We start from the raw sequence: 25,665 nt of genomic DNA, 5'->3' as shown, positions 1-25,665 counted from the left end.
GGTTACGCCGCCGCCCGGCTCAGCTCGGAGGCGCCGGCGGCGCCCGCGGTCTGCTCCTTCAGCGCCGCGATCAGACCGGGACGGTCGAACTTGGCGACATAGTCGTGGAAGCCGGCCTGACGGCCGCGCTCGATCGCCGCCGGCGACACCAGCGCGGAGAGGCCGATGATCGGCATCGAGCCGAGATTGTTGTCCGAGCGGATCACCTCGGCGAACTCGAACCCGTTCATGTCGGGCATCTCGATGTCGGTCAGCACCACGTCGAAGCTCTGCGCGCGCAGGGCAGCCAGGCCCTCCTGCGCGGTCGGCGCGGTGCGGACGCGGTAGCCGGCGGCCTTGAGGACGGGAGCCAGCATGTTGCGGAAGAACGCGCTGTCGTCGACCAAGAGCACCGACTGCGAGTGCAGCGACGGCTTCATCTCCTTGCGGGTGAACCAGTCGGAGAACGCCATGGGCAGGAAGTGGCCGACGTCGATCACCTCGGTGGCCTGGCCCTTGATCACGGCCGAGCCGAGAATGCCGGAGGAGGAGCCGCCGACCTCGATGTTGAGGCGCTCCTCGACGATGTCGATGATCTCGTCGACGACGAGGCCCATGGAGCGGCCGTCATCGGCGAACACCAGGATCGGCTGGGCGCCCTGGCTTGCGATGGTGACGCCGTCCATGGCGACGAGCGGCATCAGCTGCTCGCGGTACTGCACCATGTAGCGGCCGTTCGAGAACTCGATCTTGTCGGCGGGCAGCTCTTCGAGGCGCGTGACGAGCCCGAGCGGGACCGCCTTGGGCTGCGCCGAGCCAGCGCGGAAGACGAGGAGCGAGGTGGTCTGCTCGCCCGAGCCGATGTGGTGCGCGCCGTTCTCGTCGCCCATGTCATGGGCCGAGGAGCCGGCGGCGCCGAGCGCCTTGGCAATGCCGTTGGGGTCGATGATCATGATCACAGCGCCATCGCCCAGGATGGTGTTGCCGGAGAACATGTCGATGTGACGCAGTTTTGTGGACATCGGCTTCACGACGATCTCTTCCGTATGGAAGACACCATCGACCACGATGCCGAAAGTCTGGCTGCCGACCTGGGTGACCACGATGAAGCCGTTCTCGGGATCGGAGGCCGCGCCGTCGTCGATCTTCAGGAGCTTCTTCAGGTGGATCAGCGGCAAGAGCTTGTTGCGCAGGCGAAGGACCGCGGTGTCCTTGATGCGCTCGATGCGGTGCTCGGAGTTGGCGCGGGCACGGACCAGCTCGACCACCGAGAGCTGCGGGATCGCAAAGCGGTCGCCGGCGGCTTCCACGATCAGGGCCGAGACGATGGCCAGCGTCAGCGGGATCTTGATGGTGACGGAAGAGCCCTCGCCGGCTACCGACTTGATGTCGATGGTGCCGCCGATCTGGTCGATATTGGTGCGCACCACGTCCATGCCGACGCCGCGGCCGGAGACCGAGGTGATGGCGGCGGCGGTCGAGAAGCCCGGCGCGAAGATGAACTTGTGGATCTGGGCTTCGCTCATCTTCTCGAGCTCGGCCTCGGTGACGAGACCTGAGGAGATCGCCTTGGCCTTGATCTTCTCGGTGTTGAGGCCGCGGCCGTTGTCGGCGATGCAGATGATGATGTGGCCGCCCTCGTGATAGGCGGACAGGCGGATGGTGCCCTGCTCGCCCTTGCCGCTGGCGAGGCGCTCGGCGGGGGTCTCCAGGCCATGATCGGCGGAGTTGCGCACCATGTGGGTGAGCGGGTCCTTGATCAGGTCGAGCACCTGGCGGTCGAGCTCGGTGTCGGCGCCGTGCATCTCGAGTTCGATCTGCTTGCCGAGTTCGCTCGAGAGGTCGCGAACGATGCGCGGCAGCTTCTGCCAGGCATTGCCGATCGGCTGCATGCGCGTCTTCATGACGCCTTCCTGCAGCTCGGCGGTGACGTTGGACAGGCGCTGCAACGGCACCTTGAACTCGGTGTCCTCGTTGCGGCGGGAGATCTCCAGAAGCTGGTTGCGGGTCAGGACCAGCTCGGAGACCATGGTCATCAAATGCTCCAGCGTATCCACGTTGACGCGGATCGACTGGTTGGCGATGCGGTCGCCTTCGGAGGCGCCCTCGTCGGCCATCGACTTCTTCGGGGCGGCCTTCTCCTTGGCGGGCTTGGCCGCTTCCTTCGCAGCGGGCGCAGGAGCCGGGGCTTCAGCGGCCGGCGCCGGCGCAGCCTCGGCCTTGGCAACGGGCGCGGGCGCTTCGATCGCGGTCTCGCGGAAGGCGCGCTCGAGCTCGTCGAGCGAGACTTCGCCCGGACGCAACGGACGCTCCAGGGTCTGGTCGATCAGCGTGCCCGTGGTCAGGTCTTTGGCGGGCGCGGCAGCAACAGGTGCCTCCGGCGCCAGCGGCGGGGCCTCGGCAACAGGAGCAGCAGCACCCGCCGCCATTGCGGCCATGCCCTGCTCGACCATCGCTTCCAGCTTGTCGATGAGATCGCGGTCGTTCCCCTCGGGCTCGGCCTCGGTTGCCTCCAGGCCTGCCAGAATCTCCTTGATGCGGTCGATCGAGGACAGGATCACCGTCACCGCCTGGCCCGTCACCGGCATGCCGTCGCGGAATTTGCCCATCAAGGTCTCGCCGGCATGGGCCAGCGCTTCGAGCCGGGGCAGTCCGAGGAAGCCGCACGTGCCCTTGATGGTGTGGACCAGGCGGAAGATGTTATCCAGGATCTTGGCGTTGTTCGGCTCCTGCTCGAACTTCACCAATTGATTGTCCACGGTGTCCAGGCTCTCGCTGGTCTCCGTCAGAAACTCCCGCAACAGATCATCCATGAAAACAGGCCTTCATACAGCGAGGGCGCGCACGAGGCGTGGTGCGCCATTTCGGAATGAGGCCAGCTTCACCGCAAAGCGTTTAATATTGGTTGAGTATGTGCAAAAGAACGGAACCAACAAAGACATAAGGCGCTCCGGACAAGTCGAAGCGCCTCGTAAAGATTCGATTAAGAGGGCCGGACGCGACGCGCCGTTTACGAAGCGGTAACGGTGATGGCTTCGCCTTCCGGCGCAAGCTTCACGGTGAGCCCGCAGGCCTGGGCCAGCAGACGCGTATAATAAGGCTGGATCGCGTGCGCATCCGCGGCGGGGCCGCGCTCGCCGCTCAGCAGCTCGGAGATGTTCTGCGGCAGGCGCGCATTGTGGCCGGTCGCGGTGATGCGAAAGCTCATCGTCTCGCCCTCGCCGATCGGGTCGATCGTCAGCATGCCGCCGCGCGGGATCGTGTGCTGGGCGACGACCAGCATGTTGAGCAGCAGCTTGACGCGGTTCTTCGGCAGGAGAAGCCGCGGCAGATTCCAGGTGATCGAGCACTTGCCGTCCTCGATGTGGCCTTTCGCCATGGTCTGGGCATCGCCGAGATCGATCTGCGCGCCGGAGGAGCCGGCCGCGCCGAAGGCGAGACGGCAGAACTGCAGCCGGGCGGAGGCGGTCTTGGCGCTCTTGCGGATCAGGTCGAGCGCGAACTCGCGGTCTTCGGGCTTGGGATCGTCGTCGAGCACTTCGAGGCCGTTGACGATGGCGCCGACAGGGCTGATGAGATCGTGGCAGACCCGCGAGCACAACAGCGCGGCGAGTTCGAGCATATCGGGAGCAGTGGCGGTCGCGGGCGACGAGGCGTCAGACATATAAAGGGGTCCTGGAGGGTTCCTGGAATTGCACGGCGCTGGACGCCGCGAATCACGCATGCTTGACGGATGCTGCGGGTTCTAACATTCGCCAGCCCGCGGCAGCTAGCTTGCGATCACGTCCGGGCGGTCATAAGCCCAATCGAATCGTTCGGGGGCGAATCAGTCGAGAAGGAACGAATTGCCGATGATTGAGGCATCCAGGTGAAGCGGATCATCGACAGCGCGGCCGCATCCGGCCTGATGGAGCCGCTGACGGCCCTGGTGGTGAAGGCGGGCGAGGCGATCCTTGCCGTCAACCGCGCGGCGATGCGGGTCGACGGCAAGCAGGACGGCTCGCCGGTAACCGAGGCCGACCTTGCCGCCGACCGCATCATCGCGGAGGGCCTGGCGCAGCTCGGAGGCGACGTGCCGACGCTCTCGGAAGAGCGGACCGAGCTCGCTTCTGCGCCGTTCGAGGGCAGCTTCTTCCTGATCGATCCGCTCGACGGCACCAAGGAGTTCGTCGCCGGCCGCGACGAGTTCACCGTCAATCTCGCCCTCGTGACATCGGGCATGCCGCTGCTGGGCATCGTCAGTGCGCCCGCGCTCGGGGTGCTCTGGCGCGGCATCGTCGGCCGCGGCGCCGAGCGCGTGAGGTTTGACGGCGCAACCATCGGCGCGGCCGAGCCGATCCGCACCCGCAAGCTGCCGGCGCGGGGCGAGCCCTGGATCGCAGCAGTGAGCCGCTCGCATGGCGATTCCAAAAGCGAGGCGTTCATCGATAACAGGCCCAATGCCGTGAGAAAGACCTGCGGCTCGGCCGTGAAATTCGGCCGGATCGCCGAGGGCAGCGCCGACATCTACCCCCGCTTCGGGCCGACCTGTGAATGGGACGTCGGGGCCGGTTCTGCGGTCGTGACCGCGGCCGGCGGCAGGGTGACCGACGGCAAGGGCGGCGAGCTCCGCTTCGGCCAGCGGCCGGCCAGTGGCTTCATCATCCCGGAGTTCATCGCCTGGGGCGATCCGCAGGCGGCGGCAGAACTCTGAGGTAAGCCGCTACTGACCGAGCTGCTCCAGAAGCGCCGGCCAGCGCTTGCCGACCTCATAGAGGAACCGTTCGGGGTCGGCGGCGAAGGCGTCACGATTGGCTTCCCGGCTGAACAAATAAAGCCGCTGCGCCGCAATCACGAAGAAACGGGGATTGCCGGCGACGGTGACGCCGCGGGCGATATCGGCGGGATCGTAGCCGCCGAACTGCGGCCCATAGACCTCGGGATGCGCCAGGAAGGAGGCCCGGTTGCCCTCGTTTCGGAAGCGCCAGACCGCGCCCCAGAGGTTCGCCTCGAATTCCGCCGTCCCCTGCACCGCCTCGCCATCGACGAAATAGGCAACGGGGTCGAAGCCCTGAATGGCGACGCCGGTGAAGCGGTTGACGACGACCCGCTCGGTGGTGGCAGCCTCGGCCGGCAACCCCGAGCCCGCGATCCATATACCCGCCAGCAGGCAGACGAGGAGGCGGATCAAGGCAATTCCGGGGCGCAAAGGGCTATCTTCCTGCCGTTGTGCCGTCATAGTTGCTGCGGATAACATCCGAGTCGAGGGGACATCCGGCGCAACCTAGAGCCATGCCTGTTGGCGTCAGGTTAAGGAAGCGACCGGATTCGGTACCAGGGGTTCTTTCATGACTTTCGCATCACGCCTTGCTGCGCTCGCGCTTGCCGCGATGGTCGGCTGGATCGTGCCGGCTTCAGCGCAGACCGCACCGCCGCCGGACCTGCCGCCGCCGCAGCGGACCCCAACGCCCAACACCTACGGGCCGGACGAACTCGTCGGTGCCGGACACCGTTTCTTCGGCAACGTCTCGCGCGGGCTTGCCTCCATCATCGAGAAGGCGATCAGCCAATGGGGCCTGCCCAATGGCTACATCCTGGGTGAGGAAGGTTCCGGCGCGTTCGTTGCCGGCCTGCGTTACGGCGAAGGCACGCTCTACACCAAGAACGCCGGCGATCTCAGGGTCTACTGGCAGGGCCCCTCGCTCGGCTTCGACTGGGGCGGCGACGGCGCGCGCACCATGACGCTGGTTTACAATTTGCCCGCCACCAACGCGATCTACCAGCGCTTCGCCGGCCTCGACGGCTCGGCCTACATCATCGGCGGCTTCGGCATGACGGCGCTCACCGCCAACAACATCGTGCTGGTGCCGATCCGCTCGGGCTTGGGCTTACGGCTGGGCGCCAATATCGGCTATCTCAAATACACGCCGCGCGCGACCTGGAACCCGTTCTAGGTCTCCTCCTCCCATCCTGTTAGGGATCAAGGTTAACGACAGGCCGGGGCTGGCTTTTTGCCGGCCCGCCATGGCATGGTCGTTGGTGAATTTTTCCTTAAGCTTGGGAGTTCTGCCCCATGGTCGAACCGATCATGTACCTGGCGATCGGTTTCCTGCTCTCGATGCTGTGCGGGCTCGCCATCGTGCCGCTGGTGCATAACCGCGCCGTGCGCCTGACCACGCGCCGGCTCGAAGCCGCGACGCCGCTGTCGATGGCGGAGATCCAGGCCGACAAGGACCAGCTCCGCGCCGAATTCGCCATGTCGGCGCGGCGGCTCGAGATGAGCGTCGATCAGCTCAAGAACAAGACCACGAGCCAGCTCGCCGAGCTCGGCAAGAAGAGCGACGCCATCAACCGCATGAAGATCGAGCTCGGCGAGAAGAACGCCACGATCTTCGCGCTCGAGGCGCGCGAGAAGGCGGTGAAGGAGCAGCTCCGCGCCACCGAAGAGGAATTCAACGCCAAGACCCAAGCCTTGCGCGAAGCCGAGATCGCGCTGACCGACAAGCAGGCCGAGCTCGCCAAGATCAATTCCGAACTGTCCGACCGCTCGATGATGGCGGAGAGCCGCCAGGTCGAGCTGGTCGCCGTGCGCGCGCAAATCGAGGAATTGAAGAATCGCGTCGGCGATGCCGAGAAGGAATTCGCGGCGACGCAGGCGCGCCTCGCGCAGGAGCGTCTGGAATCGGAGACCGCCTCGCGCGAGCTCGGCGATGCCCGCGGCCGGGTCGAGAATCTGAGCCAGCGCGTCACCGAGCTCGATCGCCAGCTGCTCGTGCAGGTCAAGGAAGCCGAGATGCTGTCGGGCCGTGTCGCCGACCTCGAAGGACGCCTCGCCACACAGGGCAAGCTGCTTGCCGAGCGCGACTATGAGAACAACCAGCTTCGCCAGGCCAATGAGGCCAATGAGCGCACCGTGAAGGAGCTGCGTGTCGAGATCGCGGGCCTCAGCGGCGGCAAATCGTCGGCGGCTGCGGAGGCGCTGCGCGCGGAAAAGACCGCGCTGGAAGAGCAGCTGCGCACCGCGCGCGACGAGCGCGCAAAACTGCAGCGCGACCTCAACGCGATCCAGCAGCAGGCCGAGAGCTCATGGGCGACCGAACGCATGGAGAATGCGCTGTTGCGCGAGCGCATCAACGACATTGCCGCCGAGGTGGCCAAGCTCGCGATGCAGCTCGAAGGTCCGAACTCGCCGATCGAGGCGCTGCTGGCGGCCGAGGCCGGCCAACCGCCGAAGCCGGCGCCGCGCCCGGCCAACGACGCCGCCACCAACGGCACGCCGAGCCTGCCCGAAGGCGGCGGAACGCTGGCCGAGCGGATCCGGGCGCTGCAGGCCCACGCCTCCCGCGCCCGCCAGCAGGGCGCGTAAGCGGCCCGAAACCGCCCTTTCCGCCGCGCATGGCGCGGTTGCCGCAAGCTTTTCTGGCTTCGAGCCACCTGGAAACTTGACACCTCAAGCCCGCACTTCTAAATCGCGGGCTCCGATGCGCCGGCCGGCCGAAAAGGTCCGGCCGTTGGCATGATGGTCCCGGGCGCATAGCTCAGCGGGAGAGCGTTCCCTTCACACGGGAGAGGTCCAAGGTTCGATCCCTTGTGCGCCCACCATCCATTGTCCTGCTTGATCTGCCAGTTACCGACGATCTCGCCTGACGGCTGTCGGCGACCGCCCGAACAAGAAACTCGAAAACAACCCCATGCACAGTAGCCGACGTCAGTCGGATCAACGGGTTACGGCTTTGCCGAAGTCATCGGACTCAGGGCCGGCCCATCATTGACGCGCGGCCTAATCCTCGGCCGGTTCGCTCCTCCGCCGGCGCAATCGTCGCGCGACGACTTCGCCCAGGGGACGGTCTGGCGATTTGCGAAAGGCGCTGAGCTTCTTGATCCGGCCTGTGCGCAAGACATCCGACTGCGCTTCGTCGGCGACTTCGTCCCGAACATCGCCCTGCGCAGGGATCAAGGCCTGGCGCACTGCCCGGCGCTCGTCCTGGTGCGAGAGCTGCTTGCTGCGCGGAATGTTCTTCCGGCTGCTTTTCTGATTCTCTCCATAGGTATTGCGCCGGTCGTGCTCATAGCTCAAGCGCTTCTTGTCCTGTGGAGTTTTGACCTTGCTCACACATGCCTCCAGATTGACCTGCCGCTGCGGGCGTTTCGCGGAACGCAGCTCAAGACTAAGTGTTGAGCGCGGTGACCTTGGTTCGATCGCCCAAGGATCGGAAGAGAAAAGCGGCACCAGAGAGCGCGTGCCGAGACATTCGCAAGGAGCAGCCCATGGCGACCATCTTCATCACCGGCAGCACGGATGGGCTCGGCCGGGCGGCGGCGCAATCGCTGCTTGATCAGGGACACCGCGTGGTGCTGCACGCGCGCTCGGCCGATCGTGCCAACGCGCTCGGCGAGGTGAGGTCACGAGCCCAGGGGATCGTGGTCGGCGATCTCAAGAGCGCGGCCGAGACCAAGGACATCGCCGACCAGGTCAACGCGATCGGGCGCATGGACGCGATCATCCACAACGCCGGCGTCTACACGCGGCCCGGCCGCGGCACAACGCCGGAGGGCCATGCCGAGACGCTCGCCATCAACACGCTTGCACCGTACATGCTGACGGCGCTGATCGAGCGTCCCGGCCGGCTGGTGTATCTCAGCAGCGGATTGCACAGGGGTGGTGAGGGCTCGCTCGACGATCTCGACTGGACCAGGCGTCCCTGGGATGCGGCCAAGGCCTACGCCGAGAGCAAGCTGCACGTCGTCGCGCTGGCCTTCGCGCTGGCGCGGCGCTGGCCCAACGTCCTCTGCAACGCCGTCGATCCCGGATGGGTGCGCACCAGGATGGGCGGCGCGGGCGCGCCGGTCGATATCGACACCGGGCAACGGACGCAAACCTGGCTGGCCGCGAGCGAGGAGCCCGCCGCCCTGGTGACGGGGCGCTACTGGCATCATCTCGCGCAGGAGCAGCCGGCGCGTGAAGCGACCGATCCGAAATTTCAGGAGGCGCTCATTGGTCAATTGAGCAAGCTGACGGGCGTTGAGCTGCCGGAAGCGTAAGGGCCGATGACGAAGCTTCACACCGCCCGCTGTGGCCGCCAGGCCGCGTAAAGACCGACCAACGTTCCAATGGCGACCAGTGCTGCCGCGAGCAGCACCTGCAATTCGCCGTCATCGGTGGGGCCGACGGACGAGACAAGCCTGGTCACGATGACGAACAGGATGCCGACGGCGGCCGCCGCACCCACGCAGAGATAAGCGAGCTCCCGCGTCAGATTGCGGCCGAGCAGTCCGAGCGCCGTGAAATACATCGCGCAGGCGTTGGGATGCACGAACAAGGCAATGCGCGCGTAAGGGCCGTAGGCGTCGAACAAGGACTCGCATCGGCGCAAGGCCGCCTTCGAGGCGACACGCTGCAGGAACGGCCTGAAGAAACGCGCCTGTCCGTAGCTGAGAACGGCGCCGAGGATGATGGCGAGCCACGCCACGGTGAAGACGGAGCCATCCACCGCCTTCGGATTGAGCGCCACCGACATCAGGATCAGGGCGGTGCCGGGAAAATAGCCGAAATACGGGAACACCGCTTCCAGCAGCACGCAGACGAACATGAAGGCCGGAAACCACGATGAACCGGTCGCGCCCTGAACGATCGCGTTCAGGTCGAACAGGCTCGTCCTGTAGAGAACGAGGTACATGCACATGGCAAGTCCCGCCAGCGCGTAGAACGGCAGCGCTCCCGATAGAAACCGTCTCATTCGACCATCAAGCTTTGTTTGGCGGAGACGACGGCCTCGCGCTGCTGCGGATCATGCTTTAGGCGAATGAGATTGCTCCTGTCGATAGCGCCCTTTGCCACGCGATTCTCGCCGGCCCTGCGCCTTGCTACGCGATCGACAGGATCTCGATCTCCTGCGCGCCCGTTCCGACGACATCGCCGACCGCCTTGCCCATCAGCGACTTCGCGACCGGCGCGACGAACGAGATCGTCCCCGCCTTCGGGTCGGCTTCGTCCTCGCCGACGATGCGATAGGTCTGCACGCGGCCGTCAGCGCGGCTGAATGTTACCGTGCTGCCGAAGGCGACGACATCATTTGAGGCCGGATCGGGAACGAGCTGCGCGGTGCGCAAGCGCTCCGTCAGATAGCGGGCGTCGCGCAAGGGCACGGCCGATTGCCGGCGCTTCTCGTTGACGTCCTCGATGGCTTGCGCGGCTTCATAGGCCTTGCGGGCCTCCGCAAGCTGCGTTTGCAGCGCCTGCAGGCCGGCTTCCGTCACGAGGTTGGGATGCGGCGAGATCGGGCGATCCGGCAACAGCGTCTCGGACGCGGTCTCGGCGCTTTCTTCCTTGGTAAAGGCGACGCTCAATGCAGAAATCCTGTCGAACTGTTCCGGTTGGCGACGCCAGGCGCCGCCGCTTGTCCCGGATTATATCTCAAGTTCGACGAAACGACGGAGCTTGAAGACAATATCCGGCAGGGCTTGGCGGAACCGCGTTGCGTTCTGGAAATTGGTCGAGAACGGCGCGAAGGTGATCATCGCGTTCCAATGCCGGTAGCCATAGACCGTGACCGAGACGCCGGTTGCCGGAAAATCCTCCAGCTTGCGCAGCTCACCCAGCACGAGATCGGCAATCGCTTCGGCCGGCAGCAGCTGTTTGCCGTCCCGCGTGGTGACGATCTTTGCGGGCTGCTCGACCGGCTCCACGGTGGCCGGTGCAGCGTCGGACGCATCCTCCTGCTCTTGCCTGATCGGCGCTGCCTCGGCGGTCGGCGCCGAAACCGCATCCGCTCCATTCGAGGGCACTGTCGGCGGCCCCTCGGTGAGCGGCGGTGGGACAACATTCTCTGCGCGCTTGTTGCCACCGAGGATGCTGCTGATCATGGCCACGAGGCCAGCATCCTTCACGTCGTCACTCATCATTCCCCCCACGCTTCGGCCTACTCTAGCATTGCGCTGGCAGACCGCCACCGGGGATCTCTCGCCGGACTCCGTCCGGCAGAGGCGGTTCGTCGCAGGCGTTCGACGGAGGGCGCTTCGAGAGCCCGCTCCTCGAAGGCAGCAGCGGCGCGAAGCCGGGCATCCCGCGCCGCCGTGCGATCCGTCACTGCTTATCGAACGGAATATATTGCTGGTACTGCTTGGGCACCGAGCTGCGATAGCGCGCGGGCACGGTGCCGGTGTCGACGGAGTGATCGATCTCCTGCTGCCGCGTCATCTTCTTCTTCGCCGGCTTCTTCGAGGCACTCTTCTTGGAGTCGGTCGGCTGACTGGAACTGTCGGTGGTCGCAGCCGGCGCCGCCGTCGTTGCCGGCGCGGTGGTTGTCGCCGCAGGCGCAGCGGTTCCGCCGGCAGCGGGCGCGGTCTGGGCCAGCGCGAGCGGTGTTTGCATGATGAGCGCCAGCGCCGCTGTCGCGGCCAGCAAGTATGACTTTTGCATCAGAACCTCCAAATTGCCTGATCCGAATGAGGCCAACCTAGGCCCGCGGCATCGACGCGTGCAAGTCTGTCGACATTAGGTCCGATCCCACGCGAGAACTGTGGCCGAGATCACATTGCTCGCCCCCGGCTGCGTCACGATGTACCTCGCCTCGAACGCATCCGGTATCGCGAAAGACCAACACAACATGACCATGCGTCAGACAGGCCACGGGAACGCCAAGGCCCGGCGTTCCACCCTACAATCGAAGGAGACTGAAATGCGTCGCACCATCCTCACGCTTGCATCATTCGCAACCTTGATCGCCGCGTCGTTGTCGGCCGCCCCGGCCCAGGCGGGCAGCGACCGGTACTGCCTGCAAGGCCGCAGCTGGGGCTATCCCGGCAATTGCCAGTTCGCCAGCTACCAGCAATGTGCGGCGACGGCCTCCGGCACCTCGGCCTATTGCGGCATCAACCCGCGCTACGCGTATTCGCAGCCGTACTCCTACTGACGACATCGCGGCTGAAGACATGGCGGCGTGCGCAATGATCGCGCACGCCGCATTGTTCTAGACGGGGCTTCCGAGGCCGATCTCCTCGAGCCGCGACGAGAACCAGCGCGACAGCGCATCGTCGACGGCGCCGCTGACATAGACTTCGGACGTCGTCACCCGCTCCTTGTCCAGCACCAGCAGAACGCCGATCCAGTAGGGAAACCAGACGTGGACGTCGGTCAGCGCCCGCAGCTTGTGCTGGTCGTGCTCCAGCGGCGTGTGATTGCTCGCCTTGCGGATTTCCACACTGAGCAGATTGTTCGGGATCTCGCGCTGATGCACGACGACATCGGGATAGATCGACTTCCCCAGATGATCGTCGGTCGAGATGATGGTGCCGTGCGGCAGATGCAGCGTGCGCTCGCCGAGCCGGTCGTAATTGCAGTCGACCGACCAGCCGGAGAACTGCTTTTCCAGATGCATGGCGAAGCGGTGCGTGACCGCGCGCTCGCCGATGTCCCTCTCGAACAGGAAGCCTTCGTGGGCGTAGAAGTCCCGGAGCGCTGCAATCACCTTGTTCAGCTCGGTCTGCATCGTGCCTCCGGGCTCTCGGCGCTCCGCGTTGCGTAAACCCTTACATCACGACTTCGATCAGCCGCGGGCCGGGCTCGGCGACGGCTTCGGCCAGCGCCTTGTTGAACTCGTCGGCATTGGTGACGGCGCGGCCGGGCACGCCCATGCCCTTGGCCAGCGCCACGAAATCCAGCGTCGGTCGGTCGAGCCTGAGCATGTCGTTGGCGCGCTGGCCGGGCTCGCCGGCGCCGACATTGTCGAACTCGCCGCGCAGGATCTGGTAGATGCGGTTGGCGAACACAATGGTGACGATGTTGAGGTTCTCGCGCGCCTGCGTCCACAGCGACTGGATCGTGTACATCGCGCTGCCGTCGCCGACCATGGTGATCACCTTGCGGTCCGGACAGGCGATCGCGGCACCGATCGACAGCGGCGTCGAGAAGCCGATCGAGCCACCCATGTTCTGCAGCCAGTCGTGCGGCGCGGCGGCCGCGGTCGGCGGGAAGAAGCCGCGGCCGGTGGTCAGCGACTCGTCGACCATGATCGCATTCTCGGGGATCGCACAGGCGATCGCCTGCGCGATCGAGGCGAAGGTGAGCGCGCCGGTCGGCTTGACCAGTTCCTGCACCGCCTGCGGCTTGACGTCCTTGGCGCTGGCCTTCACCGCGCCGGCGAGCGCTTCCAGCGCTGCGACCGAGTTCTCGCCCCAGGAGGTCATACGATGGACGTCGCAGCCCTCGGGCTTGAGCATGCTCGGCTTGTTCGGATAGGCGAAGAACGCCACGGGATCGTCGGACTCGACCAGCACGATGTGACGGAACTTGGCCAGCATCGGCAGCGCGTTCTCGATCACGTAATGGATGCGGTCGATCGAGAAGCGGCCGCGGCCGCGCGCCATCTTGGGGCGGAAGGTCGGGCCCATCACGGTGCAGCCGGTCTTGGCGGCGATGCGCTCGGCCAGCGCCAGGCCCTGCTCGCTCAGCGCACTGCCGGTCATCAGGAGCAGCGTGCCCTCGCCGTCGCCATGCAGAATCTTGGCGGCCTGCTCGACCGCCTGCGGCGAATAGCTCGCGCGCTGCTGCTCGGCCGGAACCTCGGCGATGCCGTCGGCCTCGTTCCAGGCGGTGTCGGCAGGCAGGATCAGGGTCGCGATCTGCCCCGGTGCACTTTTGGCGGCGGCGATCGCCGCGGCGCCGTCAGCGGCAACCGACTTGGAATTCGGTGAGGTCCGGACCCAGGACGACATCGGCCGGGCCAGGCCCTCGATGTCCGAGGTCAGCGGCGCGTTGTAGTCGATGTGGTAGACGGCATGCTGGCCGACGATGTTGACGATGCCGGAATTGGCCTTCTTTGCGTTGTGCAGGTTGGCAAGGCCATTGGCGAGGCCGGGACCGAGATGCAGCAGGGTCGAGGCCGGCGTGCCCTTCATGCGGTAATAGCCGTCGGCGGCACCGGTCACCACGCCCTCGAACAGGCCGAGCACGCAGCGCATGCCGGGGACGCGGTCGAGCGCTGCGACAAAATGCATCTCGGAGGTGCCCGGGTTGGAGAAGCAGATGTCCACCCCGCCCTTGACCATCGTCCGCACCAGGCTTTCCGCACCGTTCATCCCAAGCTCCCGCAGCATATCCAGAGTTCCGACCGATCAATCATTGTTCGCGCGTCCGGTCAAAGCAATAGCCGCCATCGCGGCCCTGCCCCGCGCGATGATGCGCCGATTTGGCTAACGCTTTTCGGCAAGCCGGCATGGTTGCCGATTTGATAACGCCTGTGCGGGATGATGTCCCTCACGGGCCCGTGGCTTGCGAAAAGCCCGCAAATATGGCCTGTGGCCTGTGTTGAAGCGATTTTTTGCTGGGGGAAACAATGATCCGGTTTTTTGCCGCGCCGATTGCCGCCATCGCATTGCTGTCGGCCGTTGCGGGCGGCGCGCTCGCCGAAGAGTTCGACTCGCGCGACATCATGGGCGGCGGCCCGAACTTCTTCCGTTCCGGCGCCAATCCCGTCCCCCGCACCACCGTCATGTATAACGGCAATTACGCCCCCGGCACGATCGTGGTGAACACCTCGGAGCGGCGGCTGTATCTGGTGCTCCAGAACGGCCAGGCGCTGCGCTACGGCATCGGCGTCGGCCGCGACGGTTTCCGTTGGGGCGGGGTGCACAGGATCACCGCCAAGAAGGAATGGCCGGACTGGACGCCGCCCTCGCAAATGCTGGCCCGCCGTCCCGATTTGCCGCGCCACATGAAGGGCGGCGTCGACAATCCGCTCGGCGCGCGCGCGATGTATCTCGGCTCGACGCTCTACCGCATCCACGGCTCCAACGAGCCGGAGACGATCGGCCAGGCGGTCTCCTCGGGCTGCTTCCGCATGACCAATGACGACGTCACGGACCTCTATAGCCGCGTTGCGGTCGGTACCACTGTGGTGGTGCTGAACAACTAGTGCGCGACTGCCGTAAGGTGGGGCAAAGCCGGAGGATCGCGCGAAGGCGCGGTCCGCAGGCGTGCCCTCGATCTTGAGATGGTGGGCACGCTCCGCTTTGCCTACCCTACGATACTGTCGCTCTCCTGCGACAGACAACGCAGGAACCCGCACGCCGCGTGAATCTGCGGCCTTGTGCGCGCCACGTGAATACGGCAGCGTCGCACGACGATGAGCGCATTGAATCCGTCCTCGACTGCCCTTCGCTCCGCCTTGCTGGCGCTCGCCGCGCTCACATGCGTGCCTGACACGGCACCCATCGCCGCCGCGGGCGAACTGCCCGCGATCTCCTCGCGCCAGCGCGCCGAGAAGAAGAGCTTTACCGACGGCGAGATCGTCGACGGCTTCCTGAAGACGGCGTTCGGCGCCGAATACCACCTCGCCGGCCGCGTCGACCGCATCCGCAAGTTCGACGGACCCGTGCGCGTGTTCGCCGAGAGCGACCGCGCCGATCGCAAGGCGCAGCTCTCCAAGGTCGTGGCCGACATCGGCAAGCGCGTGCAGCATCTCGACATCGCCATGATCGACAGCAACGAGGCGGCGAATGTGCGCGTGAAGCTGGTGCGCGACCGCGACCTGTTCCGCACCATCTCGAGCTTCTACGGCGCGGAGAAGGCGCGCGAGATCCGCACCTCGCTCGACCCGCAATGCCTGTCCGGCTTCCGCAAGAACGACAATTTCGAGATCGAGCATTCCGACGTGATCCTCACCGTCGACAACGGCGATTTCACCTTCCTCGACTGCGCCTATGAGGAACTCTTGCAATCGCTCGGGCCCATCAACGACACCGCGAGCGTGCCGTGGACCATGTTCAACGACAACGTCTCGATGGGCTATTTCGACGTCTACGACCAGTACATCCTCAACCTGCTGTACGATCCCCGCATCAGGGCCGGCATGACCGTCCAAGAGGTCAAGGCGGTGCTGCCCGAAGTGCTCGCCGACGTGCGGGCGTGGGTGAAGCAGGTGAATGATCTGAAGGAGTGAAGGCCTTCCTTCTCCCCTTGTGGAAGAAGGAAGAAGCAGTGGCGATTATGCCTTCCTCGCCTTCGTCATCAGGAATTGCTGGCGCATCACGTTGTTGCTTCCGTCGAAATATTCGGAGATCAGCGCCTCGAGCTCACTGCGAAGACTCCGCAGTCTGTCCGGCTCGTCCTTGTACTGGGCGACGAGCTTGATCAAAGGCCCGATCGTGGTTTCCATGGTGCGGCGGAAATGCTGCGGGCTGAGCGCGGACGGCGTCATGATGTCCATCTCGAAGGAGATGTCCTTCGCCTTCCCTGCGAGACGTTCGGCGACGATCTTCGGATCGCCCCACGACACCGGCGATGCCACGCCCTCGGGCGGCGGCAGATGGCGGCCGATCAACGCGAACATCCGTCCGACATAGAGATGCGGCGGCCAGGTGGAGAAGGCGATGGTGCCGCCGGGCTTCAGCACGCGCAGCATCTCGCCGATGGCGACCTCCGGACGCGGCGCGAACATGTGGCCGAACTGGCTGAGCACCAGGTCGAACTCGTTGTCGCCATAGGGCAGGCTTTCGGCGTCGCCTTCGGTGAAGTCGACATCGAGGTTCGCCAACTGCGCGTGCTCGCGGGCTCGTTCGATCAAGACCGGAGACAGGTCGAGACCCCTGACCTTCGCACCGCGGCGCGCCGCCGTGATCGCAGCGACGCCGGTACCGCATCCGACGTCGAGCAGCCTTTGGCCGGTAGCGACCCCGGCGAAACTCACGAGCTTGGCGGCCGAGGGTGTCGTGAACACCTCCATCGGCGTGAACAGCGACCAGGCTTCTTTCTGGACTGCCTTGAAACCAGCAAACGGGTCCTGCAACGGGGCTTGCGCGGTCATGGAACTCTCCCTTCGCTCGACGTCAGTTTTCATGAGGCTGACGACGAATGCCAAAGGTTCAACGCGGGCTCACGACGGCCACGGCAGCTTCGCAATCCTAGCGGCCCTATTGCACGAGATCGGCCACCGTGGTCGCCGCCTTCAGGCCCGTGCCGGTGAGAACCGCGACCGTGGTCTCAGTTGCCTTGATCGCACCGGTCGCGGAGAGCTTGTCCAGCGCCGCGGCCGCGCTGGCGCTGGTCGGCTCGGCGAACAGGCCCTGGCGCGCGAGACGGCGCAAGGCAGTGACGATCTCGTCCTCGGTGAGCGCGACCGTGCCGCCGCCGCTCTCGCGCAAGGCGGCGATGATCTCGCGCAGGCGCAGCGGATGCTTGATGGCGGTGCCTTCGGCGATGGTCTTGCTCACCTCGCGCGCAACAGGCGTGTCGACGCCGGCCTGAAAACTCGCATCGATCGGCGAACAGTTCAGCGGCTGCGCCGCGAACAGGCGCGGCAGCTTCGATATCTGGCCGGCCCTCAACAACTCGCGGAAGCCGAAGGCACAGCCGAGCAGGCTCGAGCCGGCGCCGACGGGAACGATGACGTTGTCGGGCGCGCGGAAGCCGAAATCCTCCCAGATCTCATAGGCCAGCGATTTTGTCCCCTCGAGGAAGAACGGCTGCCAATTGTGGCTGGCATAGAAGATCTGGCTCGACTGCCGGATAGCCTCGGCCTCCGATTCCTCGCGCGGGCCTTCGACGAGCTGCACCTCGGCGCCGTAAGCGCGCACCTGTGCGATCTTGGCCGGCGAAGTCGAGGCAGGCGCCAGGATCTTCACGCGCATGCCGCCGGCAGCACCGAGCCCCGCCATCGACGAGCCGCCATTGCCGGAGGAGTCTTCGAGAATGGCGTCGACCCCGATCTGGCGCAGGAAGGACAGCATCACGGCCGAGCCGCGGTCCTTGAAGCTGCCGGTTGGGTTGAACCATTCGAGCTTGAACAACGGGCGCAGCTCGCCCCAGTCCTGCTGGACCAGCGGCGTGCAACCTTCCCCGAGCGTGATCGGATCCTTGATCTCCACGGGCAGCGCGGCCTTGTAACGCCACAGCGAGCGCGTGCGCGCATCGATATCGTCGCGCGAGATCCCCGCCCCCGGCGTCACCAGCAGCGGCGTGCGCTCGTCCGAGCACCAGCGCGGCTGGTCGAGGGGATAGAGCTGTCCGTTGCGGGGATCGATGTAGCTGGCGGGCATGGGGGTCTCCGGGGCGGGCCGATCCGGTCGATATGTCCGAATATGCAGGTTTTATCCAGTCACCTGTCCGGACCGCGGTGCCGCCGCCCACCCCTTCAAAAATCCTAACAATTACATAGATATAGGGAACGTTCCGGCATCGTCCCCCGATCGGGACAGGCGTGGGAATGGGCCGCGGCGGCCGCGCACGATTAACTTGTCTGTCGCGCGCCGGGGTTACAATATGTTGGATTGAGCTTGCGTCGCCGGCGTTTCGAAAGAGTGCCGCAAGCGAGCCAGGCCCGTCCGAGCGGCGGGCCGTTGGCGTTTTGGGAGCCTGGACATGAGCCGCGCGAACCGTACCGACCACATCCGCCTCACCTCGCATCCGGAGCCGGGCAAGAAGTCCGCTTTCCCGATCCATTGGGGCGCGGCCGATGCGCGCGCGCGCGGGCCGATTATCGGCACGGTGTCGCGCGCAGGCGATCGCAACGTGATCGGCAGCCATGGCGGCTCCTACGCGATGTACCGCGCGCTTGCGGTGTCCGCCGGCGCGCTCGACCCGATTCGCAGGCCCGACCTCACCAACACGTTTCCGGCCGCGACCATCGGCCCGTTCGAGCAGTGGACCGATCCCACCAAGATCGTCGCGCTCGATCCCTGGGGGCATCTGGTCGCCGAGAACTTTGGCAAGGACATCGCCGAGGGCGTCGACATCCGCCCGAGCATCGCGGTGACGCGGGCGCGGCTCGACCTGCCGGAGATCCGCGAGGCGCTGGCGGCAAAGCGGCTGCGCGCCGACGGCGAGGTCGTGCACGCCAATGGCAGCGTGTCCGTGGTGAAGATCGCGATCGATCCGGTCTGGTACCTGCCCGGTCTTGCGGCGCGCTTCGGCACCGGCGAGACCGAGCTGCGCCGCACGCTGTTCGAGCAGACCGCCGGCATGTTCCCCGAGCTGGTCACGCGGCCGGACATGAAGGTGTTCCTGCCGCCGATCGGCGGCACCACCGTCTACATGTTCGGCGATGTGACGAAGCTGCCTGATCATCGCACCAGGATCACCTGCCGCGTCCATGACGAGTGCAACGGCTCCGACGTGTTCGGCTCCGATATCTGCACCTGCCGCCCCTATCTGATCCACGGCATCGAGGAATCCGCGCGCGGCGCGCAGGAGGGCGGGCTCGGGCTCGTGGTCTACAACCGGAAAGAGGGCCGCGCGCTCGGCGAGGTCACCAAATTCCTGGTCTACAATGCGCGCAAGCGCCAGGAGGACGGCGACGCCGCCGCGGCCTATTTCGAGCGCACCGAATGCGTCGCCGGCGTGCAGGATGCCCGCTTCCAGCAATTGATGCCGGATACGATACACTGGCTCGGCCTCAAGCGGATCGACCGCTTCCTGTCGATGAGCGACATGAAATACGACGCACTGACTTCGCAAGGCATCGACATCGTCGAGCGCGTGCCGATCCCGCCGGAGCTGATCCCGGCCGACGCCTATGTCGAGATCGCCGCCAAGAAGGCCGCCGGCTATTATTCGACCGACATCGCGCCCGAGAAGGACGTCGACGGCGTGGTCGGCCGCTCGCTGGAAAAATACTGATCGCGCGATGGCGGACGCTCTGGAACAACAGGCCCGCTCCCTGCTCAGCGCAGGAGCGGTTCGCGCGCGGGCCGGCAAGATGCTCGAACTCGGCCTTGCCGGCGGCTTGAGCCACTTCACTGTCGATCTCGACCGCATGGATGGCGTCGCCGAGGCCGTGCTCGCGGTCACGCGAAAAGCCTATCCGACGCTGGAGATTCCCTTCCATGCGCGCTGGCGGCATTTTGTGATCGGCGGCGTCGACCGCTGGGCGCGGCTTGCAGACGCGACATCATGGCCGGATCGCGCGGCACGGGCGCGCGCCGAGTTCGACCTCGCCATCGTCAGCGTGCTGCTCGATGCCGGCGCCGGCGCTGCGTGGCGATATCGGGACGCGACGACGGGCGAAAGCATCGGTCGGTCCGAAGGACTTGCGATCGCGAGCCTCGACATGTTCGCGAGCGGGCTGTTCTCGGGCGACGAACGCGCGCCGTTCAAGGCCGATGCCGAGGTTCTGGCAAAATTGCCGCTCGCCGCGCTCACATCGGCGTTCCAGGTGAACGATGCCAATCCGCTGCTCGGACTTGAGGGGCGCACCGATCTGCTGCGGCGCCTGGGCCAACTGGTTGCCGGGCGTGCGGAAGTTTTCGGCCTGCGTGACACGCCGCGGCCGGGCGGCCTGTTCGATCATATCGCGGCGCAGGCGAAGGGCGGCGCTGTCGCTGCGCCCGTCCTCCTGTCGGCGGTGCTGAACCAATTCGGACCGATCTGGCCCTCGCGGCTCGAGCTTGCCGGCGTCCCGCTCGGCGATTGCTGGCGCCATCCCGCGCTCAAGACGGACGACGCAACGACAGGCCTCGTGCCGCTGCACAAGCTGTCGCAATGGCTGAGCTATTCGCTGATCGAGCCGCTGCAGCGCGCCGGCATCGATGTCGCCGACATCGACGGCCTCACGGGCCTTGCCGAATATCGCAATGGCGGCCTGTTCGTCGATCACGAGGTGCTGCGCCTGCGCGATCCCGTCGATGGCGAGCGCGCGCATGCGGTGGATTCGCTGCTGGTCGTGGAATGGCGCGCGCTGACGGTGGCGCTGCTGGACCGGCTCGCCGAACTGGTTCGTGTCAAGCTCGGCCGCATGCCTGAGACCTTGCCGCTCGCCAGCATTCTGGAAGGCGGCAGCTGGGCCGCGGGCCGGGCCATCGCGTTTGCGCGCCGCCCCGACGGCTCGCCGCCGCTCAAGGTGATCAGCGACGGCACGGTGTTCTAACCCTCTCCCCTTGTGGGAGAGGGTGGCTTCGCGAAAGCGAAGCCGGGTGAGGGGTTGCTTCCGCGGGAGCATTTCTCACTGGAGTTCGCGGAAAGATACCCCTCATCCGGCGCTTCGCGCCACCTTCTCCCACAAGGGGAGAAGGAAGAAAGGCATCCCATGGAAGGCGTCACGATCGTCGATCATCCGCTGGTGCAGCACAAGCTGACGCTGGTGCGGGACAAGTCCATCTCGACAAAGTCGTTCCGCGAGCTGATCAAGGAGATCGGCATGCTACTCTGTTACGAGGTGACGCGCGATCTGCCGCTCGCCGACACCGTGATCGAGACGCCGCTGGCGACGATGCATTCGGCCAAGATCGCCGGCAAGAAGCTGGTGTTCGTGCCGATGCTGCGCGCCGGCACCACCTTCGTCGACGGCATGATGGATCTGGTGCCGACCGCGCGCGTCGCCCATATCGGGCTCTACCGCGAGCCGCACAGCTTTGCCGCGGTCGAGTATTTCTTCAAATCGCCGTCCGATCTCAGCGAGCGCCTCGCCATCGTGGTGACGCCTGTGGTCGCGACCGCCAACACGGCGGTGGCCGCCATCGACCGGCTGAAGGAGCGCGGCGCGAAGGACATCCGCCTCGCCTGCCTGATCGCGGCGCCGGAAGGATTGGAACGGCTGCGCGGCTTGCACCCGGACGTGCCGATCTGGACCGCGGCGGTGGACGAAGGTCTCGACGACAACGGCTTCATCCTGCCCGGCCTCGGCGATGCCGGCGACCGCGCCTACGGGACGCGGTAATTCAAAGCATGATGCAGCAACAGAGAAGGTGCACTCCCTCTCCCGCTTGCGGGGGAGGGCTGGGGTAAGGGTGTCTCCGCTCGCGAGCCCCCAAAGAGGCGAGAGCCCCCACCCGGCGCGCGGGACGATGCTTCGCATCGCCCGGACGCGCCGACCTCCCCCGCAAGCGGGAGAGGTTAGAGCGAGCCCGCGGCCGATAGCTTCGACTCAAAGCTCATCCCACCTCAAATCTTCCCGCTGCCGCAAATGCCCTTCAGCGACTGCCACTCCTTGTCCGTCAGAAGCGGCGGGCCGCTCACCGGGCGATCTTCCCGGGTCATGCGGGCGAGGCGGTCTTCGGTCAGCGGGTGGCTGGCGAGGATCGTCGTGAGCTTCGAGCCGCCTTCCTTGCCGGTGATGCGGAACATCAGCTCGAAAGCGGGCTTCGGCGAGCGGCCGAGCTTGTGCATGACCTCGATCGCGAACGTATCGGCGGCGGTCTCCGCCTCGCGCGAATAGGAGGCTTCGACAACGCTGCGCGAGGCGAAAATCACCGCGGATGAGCCGGTGACGTCGCCGAACAACAGGCCGATCAGGAACGAGGTGCCGCCGTTGTAGATCAGCCCGCGCATGCTGTCGTAATGCTTGAGGTGGCCGAGCTCGTGCGCGAGGATGCCGGCGAGCTCGTCGGGACTTTCCGCCTTGTCGAGCAGGCCCTTCAGCACGAACACCTTGCCGCCCGGCAGTGCAAAGGCGTTCGGCACCGAGGTCGGCAGCACGCCCGCCATCATGGAATCGTCGTCGAGACCGGCGGCATCGCGCAGGCGGTTGACGAGCTTGGTGAAGGCGGCCTTGCCTGCGGGATCTTCGCACACATTGCGGCCGAAGATGGTCTTCATCTGCACTTCGGCGGCGTCGCCGATGCGCCGTTCGACGGGTTTCGGCACCAGCGGCGCGAGACGGTCGGCGGCGAGCGGCACGCCGAACAGCACGACGCAGACGATGGAGATTGCGGCCGCCGCCGACCAGCCGACGATTTTTGCGACACCGCGGCGCGAGGTCCGGTGCTCGTCGAGCCGCAGGCAACGGGCGGTCACGTCGGCCGCAAGCGCCGCGTCGCGGATTTCCAGCCGCGCCAATGGCGGTGCGGTGATGCTCGAAAGGCGCAGGATCCCGGGCGGATTGTCGGCGCGGCGGATATCGGCATAGGACCAGCGAATCGGCGCCCCGCCCTCCTCCGCGATCTCGAGCGCATCACCGAGCGTCAGCGTGACCTGCCGCCGGCGGCTTGAGGTGCCGTCGAAGAAGATGGTCGGCTTCGCGGACTGCGCCGGCGCCTCGGCAGATATGTCACTCACAGCTTAGAATCCCGCGACATCGAGCCCATCGGCAAAACCTTCGCCGAGCGCGCTGGCAAGCTGGCCGCTGCCGCGCACATCCGCCGCGGCCGCGATGTCGTGCACCTCGACGGTTTCCAGCACCTTGGCCCAGAGATCGCGCTGAAGATAGACGCGCATCACGATATTGATCGCGAGCGCCAGGGCGAGATAGCCGATGACCATCATCACCACCATCGGGATGCTCGTGACGGCATTGTCGGAGCCGAGCATCTGCTCAGCCGGAACGCCGCTCAGCTGGACCAGCAACAGGGCGCCGCCGCCCATATAGGCCGAGAAGGCCATCGTGAGCAGCATCCACCAGCCGATCATCTTCCAGTACAGGCCGTAGAACGCGTCATGAGGCAGGTTCGAGGACAGGCTGACGCCGCCGATGCGGATGCCGTCGAGCCACCAGCGCCATTCGCGCGCCTTGAACTCGGCATAGAAGAACGGCGCGAGCGGAAAGATGAAAAGCGCGATCGGGCTGAGCAGCCACAGCCACCAGGCGCGCTTGAAGAAGGTCCAGCCGTCGCCCTCGAAATCGCCGCGGAGATCACCGTAATGGCTGTGCTGCATCTTGTAGCGCTCGAGCGCGGCCTCGCGCCACGGCAGCGCCAGGCCGAGCGTCAGCAACACCAGCAAGCCCCACGCCATGGCGCGGAACGAATAGGCCCAGCCGGAGCCGTCCATCCAGAACCGCACGCCGCGCCAGACCGTGCGCGTCAGCCGATAGCGCCGCGCGCGAAAGATCGCGAACTGGCCGAAGGCGTAGAAGCCGATGAACAGCGGCGTCGAGGCAAAGCCCTGCCAGCGCTCGAACTCGATGCCAACAAGGAAGTAGGCGAGGTAGATCGGCACCAGGATCGCGAGCGCGAACAGGAAGCCGACCAGAAGCTCCTTGGCCCGACCGGTATATTCGGCGGCATCGCCGTCGATCGCGGTGTTCGCCCACAGATGGCGGCGGATGTCGGTGACGAGCCAGAACCGGTAGAAACCGAAGGTGACCAGCTCCAACATGGCACCTTTGGTGACCATTCTCCGGAACTCGGAGCGATTACCGGAAAAATCGACGCGCGTGGGCGGCAGCGGCGGCGGAAGCGGCTCGGAGCCGATCGGGGTCCATTGCATGTCGTTCACGGCGGCAACCTCGGGATGTCGGTCTGTTGCAATCAAACTATAGATCAGAGGCTTGGTCGACCCCCGGGACGGCTGGGTTCGATTTACCTCGATTCCAGTCGGTTTCTGTCACGATTCCACGACAGTGATGTGCGGGTGATCACGCTCGCGGACGGCCCGCAGCCCTCTCGCGAAAGTTGGATGTGGCAAAACTCTCCCTTGCTCCGGCGCAGACAACCGGCTGTAATTGCAAATCAAATACCGCAGCGCAGAATTCAACGAGAACGCGCGGTTCATGCCAGGGAGAACGGTCATGCATGGGACCATCGAGAGCGCGGCCAAGCTCGACGCACTGCGCGAGCGCGCCAAGTCACTGCCGCTGGAGCAGTTCGATCCGGGCGACCCCGAGCTGTTTAGGACCGATACGTTCTGGCCGTATTTCGATCGGCTGCGCCGGGAAGACCCCGTGCATTATTGCAAGGACTCGATGTTCGGGCCGTATTGGTCGGTGACGCGCTACAACGACATCATGGAGATCGAGACCAACCACGCGGTGTTCTCCTCGGCCTCCTCGCTCGGCGGCATCACCATCCGCGATATCGACCCGGACCTGCGCCGCGAGAGCTTCATCTCGATGGACCCGCCGCGCCATGCGGCGCAGCGCAAGACCGTGGCGCCGATGTTCACGCCGACGCACCTGGACAATCTCGCGCTCAACATCCGCAAGCGCTCGGCCGAGTGCCTCGACAATCTGCCCCGCGGCGAGGTGTTCGACTGGGTCGACCGCGTCTCGATCGAGCTCACCACGCAGATGCTAGCGGTGCTGTTCGACTTCCCCTGGGAAGACCGCCGCAAGCTGACACGCTGGTCCGACATCGCCACCACGATTCCCGGGCCCGACGGCCTCGTCGCCACCGAGGACGAGCGGCAGGCCGAGCTGACGGAATGCGCGGCCTATTTCTCGCGCCTCTGGAAGGAGCGCATCGAGCAGCCGCCGAAGAGCGACCTGCTCTCGATGATGGCGCATGGCGCCGCGACGCGCGACATGGATGCGAAGAACTTCCTCGGCAATCTCGTGCTTTTGATCGTCGGCGGCAACGACACCACGCGCAACACCATGTCGGGCTCGCTGCACGCGCTGAGCCAGCATCCGGAGCAATATCGCAAGCTGCGCGAGAACCCGGCGCTGCTCGACAGTTTCGTCCCCGAAGTGATCCGCTGGCAGACGCCGCTGGCGCATATGCGCCGCACCGCGCTCTCTGATTTCGAGTTCCGCGGCAAGCAGATCAAGAAGGGTGACAAGGTCGTGATGTGGTACGTCTCGGGCAACCGCGACGAGGAGGCGATCGACAAGCCCTACGATTTCATCATCGACCGCGCCCGCCCGCGCACCCACCTGTCCTTCGGCTTCGGCATCCACCGCTGCGTGGGCTTGCGCCTTGCCGAACTCCAGCTCAAGATTATCTGGGAAGAGATCCTGAAGCGGTTCGACCATATCGACGTGGTGGGCGAGCCGAAGCGGGTGTATTCGAGTTTCGTGAAGGGTCTCGAAGAGCTGCCGGTGAAGATTGCGGCGTGAGTTACCT

General features: G+C 65.7%; 25 protein-coding genes and 1 tRNA gene. 12 read left to right on the top strand and 14 right to left on the bottom strand.

Going from position 1 to position 25,665, the window contains the following annotated elements:
* Positions 1 to 2: 2 nt before the first annotated feature.
* Both ML401_RS06900 and chpT read right to left on the bottom strand, forming a co-directional pair.
* Positions 3 to 2,792 carry a hybrid sensor histidine kinase/response regulator gene (locus tag ML401_RS06900; protein ID WP_285810864.1) on the bottom strand — a complete coding sequence of 930 codons (2,790 nt, stop codon included), beginning with the start codon at positions 2,790 to 2,792 and terminating at the stop codon, positions 3 to 5.
* Between the two features lie 197 nt (positions 2,793 to 2,989).
* Entirely contained in the window at positions 2,990 to 3,643 is a 654-nt protein-coding gene (gene chpT, locus ML401_RS06895; RefSeq protein WP_028134580.1) for a histidine phosphotransferase ChpT, read from the bottom strand.
* A gap of 204 nt (positions 3,644 to 3,847) precedes the next feature.
* On the opposite strand from chpT, the gene ML401_RS06890 reads away from it, so the two are divergent.
* On the top strand, positions 3,848 to 4,672 hold the full coding sequence (locus tag ML401_RS06890) for a 3'(2'),5'-bisphosphate nucleotidase CysQ (RefSeq protein WP_285810860.1): 825 nt from the start codon (positions 3,848 to 3,850) through the stop codon (positions 4,670 to 4,672).
* A gap of 9 nt (positions 4,673 to 4,681) precedes the next feature.
* Here the strand turns inward: ML401_RS06890 and ML401_RS06885 are convergent, their stop codons facing one another.
* On the bottom strand, positions 4,682 to 5,167 hold the full coding sequence (locus ML401_RS06885) for a YHS domain-containing (seleno)protein (protein WP_211418335.1): 486 nt from the start codon (positions 5,165 to 5,167) through the stop codon (positions 4,682 to 4,684).
* A gap of 139 nt (positions 5,168 to 5,306) precedes the next feature.
* Between ML401_RS06885 and ML401_RS06880 the strand changes: the two genes are divergently transcribed.
* The 3 genes from ML401_RS06880 to ML401_RS06870 all read left to right on the top strand — a co-directional run bounded on the left by ML401_RS06880 (position 5,307) and on the right by ML401_RS06870 (position 7,560).
* A complete protein-coding gene (locus ML401_RS06880) occupies positions 5,307 to 5,912 on the top strand; it encodes a DUF1134 domain-containing protein (RefSeq protein ID WP_194406285.1) in 606 nt (201 codons plus the stop codon).
* 119 nt (positions 5,913 to 6,031) lie between these two features.
* Entirely contained in the window at positions 6,032 to 7,324 is a 1,293-nt protein-coding gene (locus ML401_RS06875) for a hypothetical protein (RefSeq protein ID WP_194406284.1), read from the top strand.
* A gap of 161 nt (positions 7,325 to 7,485) precedes the next feature.
* Positions 7,486 to 7,560 (top strand) — tRNA-Val (locus tag ML401_RS06870).
* Between the two features lie 178 nt (positions 7,561 to 7,738).
* On the opposite strand, the gene ML401_RS06865 is transcribed toward ML401_RS06870, so the two are convergent.
* A complete protein-coding gene (locus tag ML401_RS06865; RefSeq protein ID WP_212068118.1) occupies positions 7,739 to 8,071 on the bottom strand; it encodes a hypothetical protein in 333 nt (110 codons plus the stop codon).
* A gap of 155 nt (positions 8,072 to 8,226) precedes the next feature.
* Here ML401_RS06865 and ML401_RS06860 point away from each other — a divergent pair, with 155 nt between their 5' ends.
* Positions 8,227 to 9,000 (top strand): SDR family NAD(P)-dependent oxidoreductase, encoded by a 774-nt coding sequence (locus ML401_RS06860; RefSeq protein ID WP_285810856.1) that lies wholly within the window; start codon positions 8,227 to 8,229, stop codon positions 8,998 to 9,000.
* Between the two features lie 17 nt (positions 9,001 to 9,017).
* On the opposite strand, the gene ML401_RS06855 is transcribed toward ML401_RS06860, so the two are convergent.
* From ML401_RS06855 to ML401_RS06840, 4 genes are all read right to left on the bottom strand, one after another.
* Positions 9,018 to 9,695: a hypothetical protein gene (locus ML401_RS06855; protein WP_285810854.1), complete on the bottom strand. Its 678-nt coding sequence runs from the start codon at positions 9,693 to 9,695 to the stop codon at positions 9,018 to 9,020.
* 127 nt (positions 9,696 to 9,822) lie between these two features.
* Positions 9,823 to 10,305, bottom strand: a complete 483-nt coding sequence (gene greA, locus ML401_RS06850) for a transcription elongation factor GreA (protein WP_194406280.1) — start codon at positions 10,303 to 10,305, stop codon at positions 9,823 to 9,825.
* Between the two features lie 60 nt (positions 10,306 to 10,365).
* On the bottom strand, positions 10,366 to 10,857 hold the full coding sequence (locus ML401_RS06845; RefSeq protein WP_285812636.1) for a hypothetical protein: 492 nt from the start codon (positions 10,855 to 10,857) through the stop codon (positions 10,366 to 10,368).
* Between the two features lie 184 nt (positions 10,858 to 11,041).
* Positions 11,042 to 11,377, bottom strand: a complete 336-nt coding sequence (locus ML401_RS06840) for a hypothetical protein (RefSeq protein ID WP_211418341.1) — start codon at positions 11,375 to 11,377, stop codon at positions 11,042 to 11,044.
* Between the two features lie 259 nt (positions 11,378 to 11,636).
* Here ML401_RS06840 and ML401_RS06835 point away from each other — a divergent pair, with 259 nt between their 5' ends.
* Entirely contained in the window at positions 11,637 to 11,870 is a 234-nt protein-coding gene (locus ML401_RS06835) for a DUF3551 domain-containing protein (protein WP_211418839.1), read from the top strand.
* 57 nt (positions 11,871 to 11,927) lie between these two features.
* Here ML401_RS06835 and ML401_RS06830 read toward each other — a convergent pair whose 3' ends face one another.
* Both ML401_RS06830 and ML401_RS06825 read right to left on the bottom strand, forming a co-directional pair.
* Positions 11,928 to 12,446 carry a hypothetical protein gene (locus tag ML401_RS06830; RefSeq protein WP_259216366.1) on the bottom strand — a complete coding sequence of 173 codons (519 nt, stop codon included), beginning with the start codon at positions 12,444 to 12,446 and terminating at the stop codon, positions 11,928 to 11,930.
* Between the two features lie 40 nt (positions 12,447 to 12,486).
* Positions 12,487 to 14,034 carry an acetolactate synthase large subunit gene (locus ML401_RS06825; RefSeq protein WP_259216365.1) on the bottom strand — a complete coding sequence of 516 codons (1,548 nt, stop codon included), beginning with the start codon at positions 14,032 to 14,034 and terminating at the stop codon, positions 12,487 to 12,489.
* A 257-nt stretch (positions 14,035 to 14,291) separates the two neighbouring features.
* On the opposite strand from ML401_RS06825, the gene ML401_RS06820 reads away from it, so the two are divergent.
* Both ML401_RS06820 and ML401_RS06815 read left to right on the top strand, forming a co-directional pair.
* The gene (locus ML401_RS06820) at positions 14,292 to 14,870 is read left to right on the top strand and encodes a L,D-transpeptidase (protein ID WP_194406276.1); all 579 of its coding nucleotides are present in this window, start codon (positions 14,292 to 14,294) and stop codon (positions 14,868 to 14,870) included.
* A gap of 210 nt (positions 14,871 to 15,080) precedes the next feature.
* Complete coding sequence (locus ML401_RS06815; protein WP_211418344.1) at positions 15,081 to 15,896, top strand: DUF2927 domain-containing protein; 816 nt, start codon at positions 15,081 to 15,083, stop codon at positions 15,894 to 15,896.
* Between the two features lie 45 nt (positions 15,897 to 15,941).
* Here the strand turns inward: ML401_RS06815 and ML401_RS06810 are convergent, their stop codons facing one another.
* Together ML401_RS06810 and ML401_RS06805 are read right to left on the bottom strand one after the other, a co-directional pair.
* Entirely contained in the window at positions 15,942 to 16,760 is an 819-nt protein-coding gene (locus tag ML401_RS06810; RefSeq protein ID WP_285810849.1) for a class I SAM-dependent methyltransferase, read from the bottom strand.
* A 106-nt stretch (positions 16,761 to 16,866) separates the two neighbouring features.
* On the bottom strand, positions 16,867 to 17,991 hold the full coding sequence (locus ML401_RS06805) for a threonine synthase (protein WP_285810847.1): 1,125 nt from the start codon (positions 17,989 to 17,991) through the stop codon (positions 16,867 to 16,869).
* Positions 17,992 to 18,313: 322 nt separating this feature from the next.
* Between ML401_RS06805 and ML401_RS06800 the strand changes: the two genes are divergently transcribed.
* The 3 genes from ML401_RS06800 to upp all read left to right on the top strand — a co-directional run bounded on the left by ML401_RS06800 (position 18,314) and on the right by upp (position 21,605).
* Positions 18,314 to 19,570: a GTP cyclohydrolase II gene (locus ML401_RS06800; protein ID WP_212068106.1), complete on the top strand. Its 1,257-nt coding sequence runs from the start codon at positions 18,314 to 18,316 to the stop codon at positions 19,568 to 19,570.
* 7 nt (positions 19,571 to 19,577) lie between these two features.
* Positions 19,578 to 20,816, top strand: coding sequence for a URC4/urg3 family protein (locus ML401_RS06795; RefSeq protein WP_285810845.1), 1,239 nt, complete (start codon positions 19,578 to 19,580; stop codon positions 20,814 to 20,816).
* Between the two features lie 159 nt (positions 20,817 to 20,975).
* Positions 20,976 to 21,605: a uracil phosphoribosyltransferase gene (gene upp / locus ML401_RS06790; RefSeq protein ID WP_211418349.1), complete on the top strand. Its 630-nt coding sequence runs from the start codon at positions 20,976 to 20,978 to the stop codon at positions 21,603 to 21,605.
* 224 nt (positions 21,606 to 21,829) lie between these two features.
* On the opposite strand, the gene ML401_RS06785 is transcribed toward upp, so the two are convergent.
* Both ML401_RS06785 and ML401_RS06780 read right to left on the bottom strand, forming a co-directional pair.
* Positions 21,830 to 22,942, bottom strand: a complete 1,113-nt coding sequence (locus tag ML401_RS06785; protein ID WP_285810843.1) for a M48 family metallopeptidase — start codon at positions 22,940 to 22,942, stop codon at positions 21,830 to 21,832.
* A 3-nt stretch (positions 22,943 to 22,945) separates the two neighbouring features.
* Positions 22,946 to 24,100, bottom strand: coding sequence for a DUF898 family protein (locus ML401_RS06780; RefSeq protein WP_374762338.1), 1,155 nt, complete (start codon positions 24,098 to 24,100; stop codon positions 22,946 to 22,948).
* A gap of 292 nt (positions 24,101 to 24,392) precedes the next feature.
* Between ML401_RS06780 and ML401_RS06775 the strand changes: the two genes are divergently transcribed.
* A complete protein-coding gene (locus ML401_RS06775) occupies positions 24,393 to 25,658 on the top strand; it encodes a cytochrome P450 (protein WP_211418351.1) in 1,266 nt (421 codons plus the stop codon).
* The last annotated feature ends 7 nt before the right edge of the window (positions 25,659 to 25,665 follow it).

The organism is Bradyrhizobium sp. 62B (assembly GCF_030272265.2).
GTDB lineage: Bacteria > Pseudomonadota > Alphaproteobacteria > Rhizobiales > Xanthobacteraceae > Bradyrhizobium.
Note: the sequence above shows the minus strand (reverse complement) of the source record. Positions and strands in the feature narration are given on the sequence as shown.

Excerpts from the sequence above, each read along its gene's own strand:
- ML401_RS06810 (WP_285810849.1), bottom strand. The coding sequence starts at position 16,760 with ATGACCGCGCAAGCCCCGTTGCAGGACCCGTTTGCTGGTTTCAAGGCA.
- ML401_RS06880 (WP_194406285.1), top strand. The coding sequence starts at position 5,307 with ATGACTTTCGCATCACGCCTTGCTGCGCTCGCGCTTGCCGCGATGGTC.
- ML401_RS06840 (WP_211418341.1), bottom strand. The coding sequence starts at position 11,377 with ATGCAAAAGTCATACTTGCTGGCCGCGACAGCGGCGCTGGCGCTCATC.
- ML401_RS06845 (WP_285812636.1), bottom strand. The coding sequence starts at position 10,857 with ATGAGTGACGACGTGAAGGATGCTGGCCTCGTGGCCATGATCAGCAGC.
- ML401_RS06795 (WP_285810845.1), top strand. The coding sequence starts at position 19,578 with ATGGCGGACGCTCTGGAACAACAGGCCCGCTCCCTGCTCAGCGCAGGA.
- ML401_RS06830 (WP_259216366.1), bottom strand. The coding sequence starts at position 12,446 with ATGCAGACCGAGCTGAACAAGGTGATTGCAGCGCTCCGGGACTTCTAC.
- ML401_RS06900 (WP_285810864.1), bottom strand. The coding sequence starts at position 2,792 with ATGGATGATCTGTTGCGGGAGTTTCTGACGGAGACCAGCGAGAGCCTG.
- ML401_RS06815 (WP_211418344.1), top strand. The coding sequence starts at position 15,081 with ATGAGCGCATTGAATCCGTCCTCGACTGCCCTTCGCTCCGCCTTGCTG.
- chpT (WP_028134580.1), bottom strand. The coding sequence starts at position 3,643 with ATGTCTGACGCCTCGTCGCCCGCGACCGCCACTGCTCCCGATATGCTC.
- ML401_RS06860 (WP_285810856.1), top strand. The coding sequence starts at position 8,227 with ATGGCGACCATCTTCATCACCGGCAGCACGGATGGGCTCGGCCGGGCG.
- upp (WP_211418349.1), top strand. The coding sequence starts at position 20,976 with ATGGAAGGCGTCACGATCGTCGATCATCCGCTGGTGCAGCACAAGCTG.
- ML401_RS06805 (WP_285810847.1), bottom strand. The coding sequence starts at position 17,991 with ATGCCCGCCAGCTACATCGATCCCCGCAACGGACAGCTCTATCCCCTC.
- ML401_RS06820 (WP_194406276.1), top strand. The coding sequence starts at position 14,292 with ATGATCCGGTTTTTTGCCGCGCCGATTGCCGCCATCGCATTGCTGTCG.
- ML401_RS06875 (WP_194406284.1), top strand. The coding sequence starts at position 6,032 with ATGGTCGAACCGATCATGTACCTGGCGATCGGTTTCCTGCTCTCGATG.
- ML401_RS06855 (WP_285810854.1), bottom strand. The coding sequence starts at position 9,695 with ATGAGACGGTTTCTATCGGGAGCGCTGCCGTTCTACGCGCTGGCGGGA.
- ML401_RS06835 (WP_211418839.1), top strand. The coding sequence starts at position 11,637 with ATGCGTCGCACCATCCTCACGCTTGCATCATTCGCAACCTTGATCGCC.
- ML401_RS06800 (WP_212068106.1), top strand. The coding sequence starts at position 18,314 with ATGAGCCGCGCGAACCGTACCGACCACATCCGCCTCACCTCGCATCCG.
- ML401_RS06825 (WP_259216365.1), bottom strand. The coding sequence starts at position 14,034 with ATGAACGGTGCGGAAAGCCTGGTGCGGACGATGGTCAAGGGCGGGGTG.
- ML401_RS06775 (WP_211418351.1), top strand. The coding sequence starts at position 24,393 with ATGCATGGGACCATCGAGAGCGCGGCCAAGCTCGACGCACTGCGCGAG.